The sequence below is a fragment of the Nocardia sp. CDC159 genome (assembly GCF_023740735.1).
Taxonomy (GTDB): domain Bacteria; phylum Actinomycetota; class Actinomycetes; order Mycobacteriales; family Mycobacteriaceae; genus Nocardia; species Nocardia pulmonis.
Genome location: NZ_JAMRXH010000010.1, coordinates 170,349 through 186,057, shown reverse-complemented (window position 1 = coordinate 186,057; position 15,709 = coordinate 170,349). Strand labels below are relative to the sequence as shown.

Below are 15,709 nucleotides of genomic sequence, written 5' to 3'. Positions count from 1 at the left end.
ATTAGGGGTTTTTCCCCCTCCCCGAGTGCGGGACCGTTGATGGCAACGCTGGGGAACGGTGTGCGCGAAGCGATTCCGCGCTCCGTCGAGAGCCCCGGAAAACAGTGGGAGGCGGAGGACATGGCCGACGAAGAAGAACTGCGTTCCTATTTGAAACGCGCCGCTCGCGATTTGCATCAGACGCGGCAGCGATTGCGCGAGATCGAGGAACGGGCGACCGAACCGGTGGCCATTGTCGGAATGTCGTGCCGCTATCCGGGTGGGGCGAATTCGCCGGAAGAGTTGTGGGACTTGCTGATCGAAGGCCGCGATGCCGTGCGCGACTGGCCCACCGATCGCGGCTGGGATCTGAATGTGCTCTACGACCCCGAGGGCAAACGCGAGGGCACCACGTATGTGCGTGAAGGCGGCTTCATGGAAGTCGCCGGATTCGATGCCGGGTTCTTCGGCATCAGTCCGCGTGAGGCTTTGTCGATGGACCCGCAACAGCGGCTGCTGTTGGAGTGCGCGTGGGAGGTCTTCGAACGCGCGGAGATCGACCCGGCCAGGTTGCGCGGCAGTGATACCGGTGTTTTCGCGGGGATTATCGCTGCCCCCTATGGCGGGCCGGTGTGCGATGATCGGGACGGCAATGCCGCATTCATGCTGACCGGGCGAACTGCCAGCGTCGCGTCGGGTCGGATCTCCTATGTGTTCGGATTCGAAGGCCCCGCGGTCACTTTGGACACCGCGTGCTCCTCCTCGCTGGTCGCCATCCACCAGGCCGTCCAGGCACTGCGCACCGGCGAGTGCTCACTGGCACTGGCCGGCGGAGCGTGCGTGTATCCGCATGCCGATGTCTTCGTCGGCTTCGCCGCCCAGCGCGGCCTGTCCGCGGATGGGCGCTGTAAGTCCTACTCCGACAGCGCCGACGGCACCGCCTGGGGCGAGGGCGTCGGATTGGTACTACTGGAACGACTCTCCGACGCACAAGCACACGGCCACCGAGTACTAGCGGTAGTCCGCGGCTCAGCGGTCAACCAGGACGGCGCCTCCAACGGACTCGTAGCACCCAACGGCCCCTCCCAACAACGAGTAATCCGCGCCGCACTGGCATCGGCAGGACTGTCGACAGGCGACGTCGACGTCGTCGAAGGCCACGGCACCGGCACCGCACTCGGCGACCCCATCGAAGCCCACGCACTACTGATGACCTACGGACGCGGACGCGGCAACGCCGAACCACTCCTACTCGGATCAATCAAATCCAACATGGGCCACGCCCAAGCCGCCGCCGGAGTCGCCGGCGTAATCAAAATGGTGATGGCGATGCAACACGGCCTCGTCCCCCCAACACTGCACGTCGACACCCCATCCTCACACGTCGACTGGACCGCCGGACAAGTCGAACTGGTCACCGAAACCCAGCAATGGCCACACACCGACCGACCCCGCCGAGCCGCCGTCTCCTCCTTCGGGATCAGCGGCACCAACGCGCACATCATCGTGGAGCAGGCTCCTGCACAACCGAATTCCGAAGAGTCGAACCAGCAACGGGAACGCGCGCGGCTGCCGCTGTACGCGTGGCCGGTGTCGGGTAAGGGCGCCTCCAGCGCTCTGGCCGCCCAAGCGGGCCGATTGGCCGAGTTCGTCGCGGCGCACCCCGACCTCGACCCGGCCGACGTGGCCTACTCGCTGGCGCGTACCCGGGCCGTGTTCGACCACCGCGCGGTGGTATTCGGCGCCGACCGCGACGAGTTGCTGTCGGGTCTGCGAAGCCTGGCGACCGGTACGGCCGCGCCGCTGGTGGTGACCGGCGTGACGGCCCGGCCCGCGGCAACCGCCCTGCTGTTCCCCGGTCAGGGCGCGCAGCGCCCGGGCATGGGCCGCCAGCTCCGCGAACGGTTCCCGGTCTTCGCCGCCGCGACGGACGAGATCTGCGCGCACTTCGACGGCCATTTCGATCCGCCGTTTCGCGAGGTGTTCTTCGCCGAACCGGACACCCCGGCCGCGGCACTGCTGGATCAGACCGCGTACACCCAGGCCGCTCTGTTCACCATCGAGGTGGCATTGTTCCGGCTCCTCGAATCCCTCGGTGTGCGACCGGATTTCCTGCTCGGCCATTCCATCGGGGAGATCAGCGCCGCGTATGTGGCCGGGGTGTGGTCGCTGTCGGACGCGTGCGCCCTGGTCGCCGCCCGCGGCACCTTGATGCAGGCGCTGCCCACCGGCGGGGCGATGGTGTCCATCGCCGCGAGCGAGGCCGAGGTGCGCGCACGGCTGAACGGGCACGGCGACCTGGTGGGCGTCGCGGCGGTGAACGGGCCCGCCGCCACGGTGATCTCCGGCGACGATTCCGCCGTCACCGAGATCGCCGCCCGATTTGCGTCCGAAGGACGAAAAACCAAGCGTCTCAACGTCAGTCACGCCTTCCACTCACCGCTCATGGAGCCGATGCTGGCCGAGTTCACCCGCGTATGCCACGGCTTGGAGTATCACGAGCCGACCATCACGGTGGTGTCGAACCTCACCGGAGCGCCCGCGACCGGCGCGCAGCTGTGTGATCCGCAGTACTGGGTTGCCCACGTGCGCTCCACCGTTCGCTATCACGATGCCGCGCGCTGGCTGCTCGATCAGGGCCCGGTCGTCCATCTCGAAGCCGGTCCCGGCACCACATTGACCGCGATGCTGCACGGCTGCCTGCCCGATCCCGATACGGCCGCATTCACGAGTGCGCCACTGTTGCGCTCGGGCGAGGACGAAGTTTTCGGCTTTCTCACGGCTTTGGGTACCGCCCACACCGGCGGCGCCACCATCGATTGGGCCCACGCCCACCGTGCCGCCGACCCGCGCACCGTCGCGCTGCCCACCTACGCCTTCCAGCATCAGCGTTACTGGCTCGATCCGGTCTATGGGCTCGGCGCCCGCGAAACCGGCGTGCGCGGCGTCGAGCATCCGTTGCTCGGCGGTGAACTCACCCTGGCCGACAGTGGTGGCGTACTGCTCACCTCGCGGCTGTCGCTGCACACCCATCCGTGGCTGGCCGACCACACGATCGGCGGCTCGGTCCTGCTGCCAGGCACGGCCTTCGTCGAAATGGCGCTGCACATCGGCGATTCGATCGACAGCCCCGTGGTGGAAGAGCTGATACTGCAGGCACCGCTGGTGGTGCCCGAGACCGATCCGGTCGAACTCCAGATCATCGTCGGCGGGCCACGCGAGACCGGCGGGCGTGCCATAGCGTTCTACTCCCGGCCGACGGGTGCGCCCGCCGATACGGCGTGGACCGCACACGCGACCGGTGTTCTCACCGCCGACGCGGCCGGATCGGCGGCGGACGCCGATTTCGGCGCCTGGCCACCGCCGGGAGCGGCCGCGCTGCCGATCGGTGCGGCGTACGAGGGGTTGGCCGAGTTGGGCTACGACTACGGTCCGCTGTTCCGCGGCCTGAAGTCGGTGTGGCGGCAGGGTTCCGAGGTGTTCGCCGAGGTGGAGCTGCCCGAGAACGCACGAGAATCCGCCACGCGGTTCGGAATTCACCCCGCGCTGCTCGACGCCGCCCTGCACGCCATCGCGGTCTCCGGTGCGGTCGGTGTCGACGAAGGCATGGTGAAACTGCCCTTCGCGTGGGAGAACGTATCGCTGTTCGCGGTCGGCGCGGCGTCGCTGCGGGTGCGGATCGCCGCGACGGGCGCCGACGCGGTGACCATCACCATCGCCGACCCCGCCGCCGGTGTGGTGGCCTCGGTGGAAACGCTGCGGTTCGCGGCGATCTCGGTCGATCAGCTCGCCCTGCGCGGCGAGGGCGCTGCCACCACCGCGGACGCGCTGTTCGAGCTCACCTGGGCTCCGGCGACCGCCCCGGCCGTGGAATTGCCGGACGCGGACTGGGCCGCGCTGACCGCCGAGACCGATATCGACGACGAGCAGGCGCAATCGCTGGCCGGTGTCGAACGGTTCGTGCGCGACGGCCACGAGGTGGCGGTCCTGACCTCACCGCACGCCGACGCCGTCGACGCGGAGTCGGTCCGCGAGCGCGTCACCGCCGTCATGACCCAGGTGCAGCGATTGCTCGCCGGCGGCCTGCCGGCCCGTATGCCGCTGGCGGTGGTCACCTGCGGGGCGGTGGCCGTCGACGGCGGCGAGGATGTGCTCGACCTGGCGGGCGCGGCGGTGTGGGGTCTGCTGCGCAGCGCACAGAACGAGAATCCCGGTCGGATCATCCTGATCGACGTCCCGGACCGGAACGCCTATCGCGACGGCGTCGCGACCGCCCTGTCCGTCGTGGGTGAACCACAGCTGGCGGTGCGGCGCGGAGGCGTCCTGGTGCCGAGACTCGCCCGTGCGGGCGCGGATTCGGTGGGCGGCGCGGCCGAGCTGATCGGCGGTGACTGGTGGCTCGAGACCAAGGGCGCCGGCACGCTGTCGGGAGAGAACATGGTCGCGGGCGAGCTCCCCTCGGTCGCGCTGGAATCCGGTCAGGTCCGGGTCGGTCTGCGCGCGGCGGGCATGAACTTCCGTGACGTGCTCATCGTGCTCGGCATGTACCCCGACCCGGACGCCCCGATCGGTGGCGAAGGCGCCGGCATCGTGCTCGAGGTCGGCCCCGATGTGACCGACTTCGCTCCGGACGATCGGGTCATGGGCCTGTTCCCGGGGGTCGGATCGGCCGTGGTCGCGGACTCGCGGACCCTGGTGCCGATTCCGGCGGGCTGGTCCTTCGAGGACGCGGCCGCTGTGCCGATCGTCTTCGCCACCGCGTACTACTCGCTGATCGACCTGGCGGGAGTGCGGTCCGGGGAATCGATTCTGGTGCATGCCGCCACGGGTGGCGTGGGTATGGCGGCCGTACAGCTGGCCCGCCACCTCGGACTCGAGGTCTTCGCGACGGCCTCCCCGCCGAAGTGGAATGTGCTGCGCGGCATGGGATTCGACGATGACCACATCGCCACCTCGCGGTCGGCGGAGTTCGAGTCGAAGTTCCTGACGACTACCCAGGGGCGCGGCGTGGATGTCGTGCTGGACTCGCTCGCCGGCGATCTCGTCGACGCCGGACTGCGATTGCTGCCGCGCGGCGGCCGGTTCGTGGAGATGGGGTTGACCGATCTGCGGGACCCGACGGCGATCGCGAATCAGTATGCCGGAGTGACCTATCGGGCCTTCGTGCTGATGGAGGCCGGGCCGGTGCGGCTGGGCCAGATCCTGCGGGAGTTGCTGGCGCTGTTCGATTCCGGTGCGCTGCGCCCGCTGCCGGTGACGCGGTGGGATGTGCGGCGCGCCCCGGAGGCCTTCCGGTACCTGTCGCAGGCCCGGCACATCGGCAAGAACGTGCTCACCGTGCCGCGCGGCCTGGACGGCGACGGCACGGTGCTGATCACCGGTGGCACCGGCGGGTTGGGGGCGATGCTGGCCCGCCACCTGGTGGTCTCGCACGGTGCGCGGCATCTGCTGTTGCTCTCGCGCCGGGGCCCGGCCGCCGAGTCCGCGGCGGAGCTGGACAGCGGGTTGCGCGCGGCCGGTGCGGAGACCGTGCGGATCGTCGCCTGCGACGCCGCCGATCGCTCCGCCCTCACCACGGTGCTGGCGGATATCGACGCGCGGCATCCGCTGACCGCGGTGGTGCACACCGCCGGCGTCATCGACGATGCGCTGTTCTTCGCCCAGACCGATAAACAGGTCGAGACGGTGTTCCGGTCGAAGGTGGACGCGGCGTGGAATCTCCACGAGCTCACCGCACACCTGGATCTGACGGCGTTCGTCATGTACTCGTCCATCTCGGGTGTCGTCGGTGGTCCGGGGCAGGCCAATTACGCTGCGGCGAACAGCTTCCTGGATGCGCTGGCGCAGTATCGGCGGGTCCGCGGGCTGCCGGCGCTCTCGCTGGCCTGGGGTATGTGGGGCCCGGCCACCGGAATGACGGAGCACCTCGGCGAGGCCGACCGGGCGCGTATCCGCGGCCGGGGTGTGGTGGCGCTGTCGGAGGCCGAGGGCCTGGCGCTGTTCGACGACTCCTGGGCATCGGGCGCGACGATGACGGTGCCCGCAGGCCTCGATACCGCCGCGATCCGGGCCAACACCGATGCCGACGAGATCCCACCCGCCTACCGCGGGCTGTTTCGGGCCGGTCGGCGCGCCGCCGATGCCGGTAGCGGTGAATCCTCGAAATTTGTTTCCTCCCTTGCCGGTTTGGATCCCGCGGAGCAGGAAAAGCGCATTCTCGAGGTGATCCGCACGCACGGTGCGGCCATCCTGGGCCACGATTCGCCCGATGTCATCGGACCCGATCAACCGTTCATGGAGCTGGGTTTCGATTCGCTGGGCGCGGTGGAGTTCCGCAACCGGCTCAAGGCGGCCACCGGCTCGAAACTGCCCACCACGGTGATCTTCGACTATCCGACCCCGGCGGCACTGGCCAGTTACATCCGGCAGGAGATAGCGCCGACCGACAAACCCGCACTGCGCATTCTGGCGCAGGTCGATTCGCTCACCCAGGCGGCCACCGGTGCCGCGTGGGAGGCCGGCGACCTCACCGAACTCACCACCAAACTCACCAACCTGCTCAACACACTGCGCGGCGTGGTACCCGACGGCGTCAGCGAAAAGCTCGAATCCGCGGATGATCAGGAGCTCTTCGAGTTCATCGATCAGTCCTCGACCCTCTCCTAGCCCGTACGGATCGGTGGGTGGCACATCATGGCCAGTGAAGCGGAACTGCGTACCTATCTGAAGCGGGCCGCCCAGGACCTGCATCAGACTCGTCAGCGGCTGCGTGAGGTGGAGGACAGGGCGCACGAACCGATAGCGATCGTCGGTATGGCGTGCCGCTATCCGGGTGGGGCGAATTCGCCGGAACAGTTGTGGGACTTGCTCGTCGAGGGCCGTGACGTCATCTCCGGGTGGCCTACCCAGCGCGGCTGGGACAGCTCGCTCTACGATCCGGACGGGAAGCGTGAAGGGACGACCTATGTGCGGGAGGGCGGCTTCATGGAGGTCGCCGGATTCGACGCCGGATTCTTCGGTATCAGCCCCCTCGAAGCGCTGTCGATGGATCCGCAGCAGCGGCTGCTGCTCGAATCCGCCTGGGAGACCTTCGAACGCGCCGAGATCGACCCGGATACGCTGCGCGGCAAGGACGTCGGCGTCTATGTCGGGTCGATCGCGACGCCGTATGGTGGCGCGCCCTCCGGCGATCGCGACGGGCTGGCCCCGTTCATTCTGACCGGCCGTACCCCGAGCGTCGCGTCGGGTCGGATCTCCTATGTGTTCGGATTCGAAGGCCCCGCGGTCACTTTGGACACCGCGTGCTCCTCCTCGCTGGTCGCCATCCACCAGGCCGTCCAGGCACTGCGCACCGGCGAATGCTCACTGGCACTGGCGGGGGGCGTGTGCGTCACCTCGACACCCGAACTGCTGGTCGCCTTTTCGATCATGAAGGGTCTCGCCCCCGATGGGCGCTGTAAGTCCTACTCCGACAGCGCCGACGGCACCGCCTGGGGCGAGGGCGTCGGATTGGTACTACTGGAACGACTCTCCGACGCACAAGCACACGGCCACCGAGTACTAGCGGTAGTCCGCGGCTCAGCGGTCAACCAGGACGGCGCCTCCAACGGACTCGTAGCACCCAACGGCCCCTCCCAACAACGAGTAATCCGCGCCGCACTGGCATCGGCAGGACTGTCGACAGGCGACGTCGACGTCGTCGAAGGCCACGGCACCGGCACCGCACTCGGCGACCCCATCGAAGCCCACGCACTACTGATGACCTACGGACGCGGACGCGGCAACGCCGAACCACTCCTACTCGGATCAATCAAATCCAACATGGGCCACGCCCAAGCCGCCGCCGGAGTCGCCGGCGTAATCAAAATGGTGATGGCGATGCAACACGGCCTCGTCCCCCCAACACTGCACGTCGACACCCCATCCTCACACGTCGACTGGACCGCCGGACAAGTCGAACTGGTCACCGAAACCCAGCAATGGCCACACACCGACCGACCCCGCCGAGCCGCCGTCTCCTCCTTCGGATTCAGCGGCACCAACGCCCATCTCATTCTCGAACAGGCTCCCGAGCCCGCACCCGCGGAACGCGATTCGGTCGAGATGCCATCGAGCCTGGCATGGGCGATCTCCGGGAGAAGCGCGGCGGCCCTCGCGGGCCAAGCAGAGCGGCTGGCCGATTTCGTCAGCGAGCACAGTGGGTCGAACCCCGCCGATATCGGATACTCGCTCGCGGCCACGCGCGCGGTCTTCGAGCACCGCGCGGTCGTCGTCGGACGCACCGGGCCCGAGCTGACGGCGGGTTGTCGCGCCGTCGCCGCGGGCGAATCCGCCGCGCACACGATCGCGGGCACCGCGAATGTCACGGGCAAGACCGCCTTCCTTTTTCCGGGGCAGGGTTCCCAATGGGTCGGCATGGCCGGGGATCTGCTGTCCTCCTCACCGGTGTTCGCGGCCGAAATGCGTGACTGCGCAGCGGCATTCGACGAATTCGTCGACTGGTCGCTGCTGGCGGTGCTGCGCGGCCAGCCCGATGCCCCGGGGTTGGATCGGGTCGATGTCGTCCAGCCGGTCCTGTTCGCGACCATGGTGTCGCTGGCCGCGCTGTGGCGGTCGGTGGGCATGGAACCCCAGGCGGTGCTCGGCCATTCCCAGGGTGAGATCGCGGCGGCGTACGTCTGCGGTGCGCTGTCACTGCGCGATGCGGCCCGCGTGGTGACCCTGCGTAGCCGGGTGTTGCTGGCCGTCGCGGGAACCGGCGGTATGGCGTCGATTCCGCTGCCCCTCGACCAGGTCCGGGCCCGCCTGTCGGCGCGTGCGGACGGAATCGGTATCGCGGCGATCAATGGCCCCACCAGCACGGTGGTCTCCGGCGCCGCCGAGGATCTCGACAAATTGCAGGCCGAACTCGAGACCGAGGGCCTGCGCGTGCACCGCATCCCGGTCGACTACGCCTCCCACTCGGAGCAGATGGAGCGACTGCGAGAACCGCTGCTCGACGCGCTCGCCGAGATCGCCCCGCGCACGTCGGAACTGACGTTCTTCTCCACCGTCCGCGGCGAATCGGTGGATACCGCGACCCTGGACGCCGAGTACTGGTACCGCAATATCCGCGAGACCGTGCTGTTCCAGACCGCGGTGTCGGCCGCCTACGAGGCCGGCTACCGGGCCTTCGTCGAGTGCAGCGCGCACCCGGTGCTCACCGTCGGCGTCCGCGAACTGCTCGACGACACCTCCGATGCGGAACGCACCGTGGTACTGGGCACGCTCCGCCGCGACGACGGTGGCCTCGAGCGGTTCCTGCTCTCGGCCGCGGAAGGGTGGATCCGCGGCCTGCCGGTCGACTGGCGACGCACCTACCCCGGGCACACCGGCACGACGATCCCCCTGCCCACCTACGCCTTTCAGCATCAGCGCTACTGGCTCGACACGGCCATCGGCGCGACGCAGTACGGCATGGTCGAATCCGATCACCCGCTGCTGAGCGCCTCGCTGGGGCTCGCCGCCGACGGCGGCCTGCTGCTCACGACCAAGCTGTCGAGCCATTCCCACGAATGGCTCGCCGACCACGCTGTCGGTGACACGGTGCTGCTGCCCGGTACCGCGTTCGTCGAATTGTGTTCGCACGCGGGCTATCTCGTGGACTGTCCGTCCTTGGCCGAACTCGTATTGCAAGCCCCGCTGGTGGTGCCCGCGTCCGGGTCGGTCGAGCTGCAGGTCGTCACCGGCGGACCGCAGGAGAACGGGGACCGTTCGGTCGCCGTGTTCTCCCGCTACCGGGACGCCGAGGCCGTGGCGGAGGCCGGGTGGACCCGCCATGCCACCGGCACACTCGCGCGCGCCACCGACACGCCCCCCGGGGCGGAGCTGACCGAATGGCCCCCGGCCGGGGCGTCGCCGGTGCCGATCGACGGACTGTACGAGGGGCTGGCCGAGGTCGGCTACCGGTACGGTCCGCAGTTCCGCGGCCTGCGCGCGGTCTGGCGGCGCGGTGCGGAGGTCTTCGCCGAGGTCGAACTGCCCGAGCCCGCGCGATCGGGCGCCGGGCGCTTCGGGGTGCATCCGGCGCTGCTGGATGCGGCCCTGCACGCGATCGGGGCGTCGGGTGCGGTGCGTACGGAGATGGGCAGTGTGAAACTGCCGTTCGTCTGGGAGGGTGTGTCGCTGTACGCGGTCGGCGCATCGTCGCTCCGCGTCCGCATCACCGTCCCCGAACCGGATCAGGTGGAATTGGTGCTGGCCGACCCGCGCGGCGGACCGGTCGGGCTGGTGCGGCGGCTGCGTTTCGCGACGCTGTCCCTCGACGCGCTCGGCGCCAAGGCGACCGCCGCACTCGAGGATGGATTGTTCGAGCTGGCCTGGACCGCCGCGCCCCGCGGCGCGACCGGTCCGGAGGGCGAATGGTCACCGTTCACGCTGTCCGACACCGCCGACGCGGAACTCTCGGTGAGCAGCGACCCGGACCGGTATCTCACCGCCGACGGACGCGAATACGTGGTGCTGCGGTTCGGCCCCGACTCCGCGGCGACGAATGCGGGCACGATACGGGCACGCGTGATCGATCTGCTGAGCACGCTACAGCGGCTGCTCGCCGGCGCGATCGCGCCCGACGCCACCGTCGTTGTGGTCACCCGCGCGTCGGTCGCGGTACACGGCGGCGAGCGCGTCGACGATCTGGCCGGGGCCGCCGCGTGGGGACTGCTGCGTAGCGCGCAGAACGAGAACCCGGGGCGCGTCGTCATCGTGGACGTCGAGGACTGGGCGGCGTATCGCGCGGGCGTGGTCGCCGCACTGCACGGGCCGGGCGAGCCCCAGGCAGCGGTGCGCCGCGGTTCGGTCTTCGTTCCTCGGCTGATCCGCGCCGGCGCGGATTCGATCGGCGCGGCCGAACGGGTGAGCGGCGGCGACTGGACGTTGCGGCTCAACGGCACGGGAACACTGTCCGGCGAGAACATCGTCGCGGCCGAGCTCGATTCGCCGCCTTTGGCGGCCGGTCAGGTGCGGGTCGCACTGCGCGCGGCGGGGCTGAACTTCCGGGATGTGCTCATCGCGCTCGGCATGTACCCGGACCCGGATGCACCGCTCGGCGGCGAGGGCGCCGGTGTGGTGATCGAGGTCGGCCCGCAGGTCACCGACCTGGCCGTGGGTGACCGGGTGATGGGCCTGTTTCCCGGCGTCGGATCGGCGGTGGTGGCCGACGGACGAACGCTGGTACCGGTACCGGCGGGCTGGTCGTTCGAGGATGCCGCGGCCGTACCGATCGTCTTCGCGACCGCCTACTACGCCCTGGTCGATCTGGCCGATGTCCGGGCCGGGGAATCGATTCTGGTGCACGCCGCCACCGGTGGGGTGGGCATGGCGGCCGTGCAACTGGCGCGCCACCTCGGGCTGGAGGTTTTCGCCACGGCGTCACCGCCGAAGTGGGATGCCCTGCGGCGCATGGGCTTCGACGACAACCACATCGCCAGTAGTCGCACGGACCAATTCGAGGCCGCCTTCACGGCGGCGACCGGCGGGCGTGGCGTGGACGTGGTCCTCGATTCCCTGGCCGGCGAACTCGTGGACGCCGGTTTGCGCCTGCTGCCGCGCGGCGGGCGATTCGTCGAAATGGGCCTCACCGATGTGCGCGACGCGACCGCGATCGCGAATCAGTATGCGGGAGTCGCCTATCGGGCATTCATCCTGATGGAGGCCGGACCGCAGCGGCTGGGTGAGATCCTGCGCGCGTTGGTTGCCCTGTTCGATGAAGGGGCACTGCGTCCGCTGCCTGTCACACACTGGGATGTGCGCCGCGCCCCGGAAGCCTTCCGGCACCTCTCGCAGGCCCGCCATATCGGCAAGAACGTGCTGACGCTGCCGCGCCCGCTGGATCCGGACGGCACGGTGCTGATCACCGGCGGCACCGGCGGTTTGGGCGCGCTGCTGGCCCGGCACCTGGTGTCCGAACACGGCGTGCGGCATCTGCTGTTGCTCTCGCGCCGCGGGCCCGAGGCCGACTCCGCGCCGGAGTTGCGTGCGGAGTTGACCGAGCTGGGCGCCGAGGTCGAGATCGTCGCCTGCGACGTGGCCGACCGTGCGGCGCTGACCCGGGTGGTGGCGGATATCGACGGCACGCATCCGCTCACGGCGGTGGTGCATACCGCGGGCGTCATCGAAGACGGCCTGTTCTTCACGCAGAGCCGACGCCATATCGAGAACGTCTTCCATGCCAAGGTGGACGCGGCCTGGAATCTGCACGAGGTGACGTCCTCGATGAACCTGTCGGCATTCGTGCTGTATTCCTCGATCGCCGGGGTGATCGGCAGCCCGGGACAGGCCAATTACGCCGCAGCCAACGGCTTTCTCGACGCGCTGGCGCAGTTCCGGCGCAGCCGCGGTCTGCCCGCGCTGTCGCTGGCGTGGGGCATGTGGGCCCCGACCACGGGGATGACCGCTCACCTCGGCGAGGTCGACCGGGCCCGTATCCGCGCCCGCGGCGTGGTCCCGCTGTCGGGGCCCGAGGGCTTGGCGCTGTTCGACGCGGCTCGCGCCCGCGGTGCGACGACGCTCGTTGCGGCACGCATCGACACCGCCGCCCTGCGCGCCCACACCGACCCCGACGAGATTCCACCGGTACTGCGCGGTCTGCTGCGGGCGGGGCGGCGCGCCGCGGACGGTGGTACCGGAGAATCCTCGAAATTCGTTGCCTCCCTCGCGGGTCTGGATCCGGCCGAGCAGGAGCGGCGCATTCTGGAGGCGATTCGCTCGCACGGTGCCGCCATTCTGGGCCACGACTCCCCCGAAGCGATCGGAGCCGATCAACCGCTGCTGGAGTTGGGGTTCGATTCACTCGGCGCGGTCGAGTTCCGCAATCGTCTCAAGGCCGCCACCGGATCGAAACTGCCCGCCACCGTCATCTTCGACTACCCGACCCCCGCCGCGCTGGCGAAATACATTCGCGCCGAGGTCGCGCCCGCCGACGATCCCGCCGCGCGCATTCTGGCCCAACTCGACTCGCTCGTGCGGGCCTGCGCCGCCACAACGCTGCCACCGCAGGACCACGGTCAGCTCACGACCCGACTTGCCGGCCTACTCGATACGCTCACCCCGGCCGCAGCCGCGCCGGTCGAGCCCGTACCGGACACGAACGGCGCCACCTCGCGAAAGTGGCGCGACAGACTGCGTTTACGTTCTCGCCGCAATGGTTCGCGTGTGCGTATCCTCGGATTGCGGTCGGAGTTCCGGCGGCGGATCGGTCGAAAGTGAGGGATCTGCGTGCGCGGTGCTGCCGACAAGCCGGAATCCGTACTCGTCATCGGCGCCGGTATCGCCGGGCTGACCATCGCCCATCAGCTGAGCCGCCAAGGGATTCGGGTGACCGTCTGTGACGGGGTCGGCGTCGGCGCGGGTGCGTCGTGGGGCAATGCCGGGTGGGTGAACCCGATCCAGGCCGGGCCCATGCCCGAGCCGCAGGTCGTGCTCGACAGTGTGCGGCACCTCGGGTCCGGGCAATCCAGCACCAAAATCGCGATGCGCGATATTCCCGGACTCGCGGGGTGGTTACTGGCCTTTCTCCGCAACTGCACCCCCGCCCGCTATCGCCGCGCGGCAGGTTGGCTGGCCGAGTTGGGGCGCACCAGTGTGGCCGATGTCGAACAGCTGGCCGAGGACGGGGTGGTTTTCACCCATCGCCGCGGTGAACTGCTCGCCGTGGCGCGCGACCCCCGGTTGGTCGACGCCTTTCTCGCGGCACGAAAACCACTGTGCACAAGCGGGTTACGGCTACCGTCAACGGTACTGACCGGCTCCGAGCTGCGGGATCTGGAACCGATTCTCTCGTCCCGGATCACCGCCGGCGTGCGTGTCGAGGACCACCTCGACATCGATTCGGCCTCGCTGCTGAGGGGCTTGTCCGATCACCTGAGGGACAGGGGCGTGATCATCGCCGAGGGGGTGACCGCCACCGAGGTGCGCGCGGTGGATGGGCGCGCCGACGCGGTCGTGACCGATCAGGGCGACTATCGTTCGGATGCCGTGGTCGTGGCGACCGGGGCGATCCCCAACCCGCTGTATCGCGGATTTCCGATGATCGGCGCACGGGGCTACAGCTTCGATGTCGCGGCGCGACGGCGGCCCGGCCGATCGGTGCTGCTGTTGGGATCGCATATCGCCTGTGTGCCGCGCGATGGCCGCGTACGCATTGCCGGCGGTGTGGATTTCGGACCGTCGGCGCGGCTGAGTTCGGCGCGACTGGACGCCATGGTCGCATTGGCGGAGCCGTCGCTGGTCGGTGTGGACTGGGGCGACCGTCGCAACGAGTGGACGGGACAGCGGCCGGTGACGCCCGACGGATTGCCGGTGGTCGATCGTCTGCCGCCGTACTCGAATGTCTTCGTCGCGACCGGCTATGCGACGCTGGGCATGACATTGGCGGCATCCATTGCCGTACTGGTGGCGCGCTGGATCGTCGAGGGCGAACGGGCTCCCGTGCTGGCGCCGTTCAGGGTGGATCGCTTCCGATAGCCGACGGCACGACGCGCCCGCCCTCGAGCGGTATCGAGGCGCGCAGTCGCCAGCCGGTCTCGCATCGCCCCGATGTCAGGGTGCCACCGAAGCTTTCGGCCCGCTGCCGCATGCCCGCGATACCCATACCGCCGCGCAGCTCCAGCGCCGACTTGGCGCTCGGGAGGTTGTTGGTCGCGGTGATCTCGACCACCGTCGGCGCGATCGTCACACGCAGGTGCGCCGCCTCACCGGGTGCGTGCTTGGCGATATTGGCCAGCGCCTCCTGAGTGATCCGAAATACCGCGAAACTCACCGCGGGAGAGATGGTCTCGGCCCGGTTGTCGTATTCGTAGGTCAATTGCAGTCCGGCGCGTTCGAATTCCCCCACCAGCGCTCTCAGGTCATCCACTCCGGGCTGCGGGGCGCCGGATTTCGCCTTGTCGAGCAACGCGATCGTGCGGCGGATGTCGACCATGGCCTGGCGGCCCAGCCGCTCGGCATCGGTGAGCGCTGCCATCGCCTCGCGCGGATCGTCGTCGGTCTCGAGTGCGTGCCGTGCCGCGGTCAGATGCAACAGCGTCACACTGAGCGAGTGCGCGATGACGTCGTGCACCTCGCGGGCGATGCCGCGCCGTTCCTCATCGGCCTCCCGCGCGTCGAGAATCGCCTGGTTCTCGCGCTCCTGGTGCAGGAACCGGCGTTGGTACTGCAACATGAGCCCCACCATGAACCCGAGCACGATGGCGATCAGATACGTTGGGAGGCTGTCGATTCCGGGGCCGAGCACGGCAAAGCCGATCAATTCGAGAATGGCCGCGACAGTGAACGGAATGCTGACCTTCTTCGGCGCGATGGCCGCCACTTCGCCGGCGATGATGGTCAACAACAGCGGCGAGACGTCGAAGGTCACCGGCTGGGTCAGAAAGAGTCCCTGCGCCACCAGCCCGGCGAGACAGAACGGTATCGGCCGGGGTTGCACGCCGACAATGGCGAGCAGCGGGAACATCACATTCACCAGCACGATGGCAAGGAGCGGCAGCACGGTCGGGAAGTACGAATACCGCTGAATCGTGGCCGCTACCGAGACGATCACCAAAGCGAGATCGGCGATCAAAACGACCGACGGCGGATAGTCCCACGGCAACTCGTCGACATGCCTGCGCAGCGCGGTCGCCGGATCGCGGAACAATTCGGCGAGCCGGCTCACCCCGCGGTGAAACACGGTCGGTGCGCCCCGCATCCCCGC

General features: G+C 69.0%; 4 protein-coding genes. 3 read left to right on the top strand and 1 reads right to left on the bottom strand.

The window, feature by feature from the left end; genetic code table 11:
- Positions 1-120: 120 nt before the first annotated feature.
- From NDR87_RS22755 to NDR87_RS22745, 3 genes are read left to right on the top strand one after another with little or no spacing between them, the layout of a single operon-like run.
- Positions 121-6,645, top strand: a complete 6,525-nt coding sequence (locus tag NDR87_RS22755) for a type I polyketide synthase (RefSeq protein ID WP_251914971.1) — start codon at positions 121-123, stop codon at positions 6,643-6,645.
- A 27-nt stretch (positions 6,646-6,672) separates the two neighbouring features.
- Entirely contained in the window at positions 6,673-13,224 is a 6,552-nt protein-coding gene (locus tag NDR87_RS22750) for a type I polyketide synthase (protein WP_251914972.1), read from the top strand.
- 9 nt (positions 13,225-13,233) lie between these two features.
- Positions 13,234-14,481 (top strand): FAD-binding oxidoreductase, encoded by a 1,248-nt coding sequence (locus NDR87_RS22745; RefSeq protein ID WP_251914973.1) that lies wholly within the window; start codon positions 13,234-13,236, stop codon positions 14,479-14,481.
- Here NDR87_RS22745 and NDR87_RS22740 read toward each other — a convergent pair.
- Entirely contained in the window at positions 14,459-15,703 is a 1,245-nt protein-coding gene (locus NDR87_RS22740) for a sensor histidine kinase (RefSeq protein WP_251914974.1), read from the bottom strand. The two genes, NDR87_RS22745 and NDR87_RS22740, sit on opposite strands and share 23 nt — an antisense overlap.
- Positions 15,704-15,709: the final 6 nt, after the last annotated feature.

Excerpts from the sequence above, each read along its gene's own strand:
- NDR87_RS22755 (WP_251914971.1), top strand. The coding sequence starts at position 121 with ATGGCCGACGAAGAAGAACTGCGTTCCTATTTGAAACGCGCCGCTCGC.
- NDR87_RS22750 (WP_251914972.1), top strand. The coding sequence starts at position 6,673 with ATGGCCAGTGAAGCGGAACTGCGTACCTATCTGAAGCGGGCCGCCCAG.
- NDR87_RS22740 (WP_251914974.1), bottom strand. The coding sequence starts at position 15,703 with ATGCGGGGCGCACCGACCGTGTTTCACCGCGGGGTGAGCCGGCTCGCC.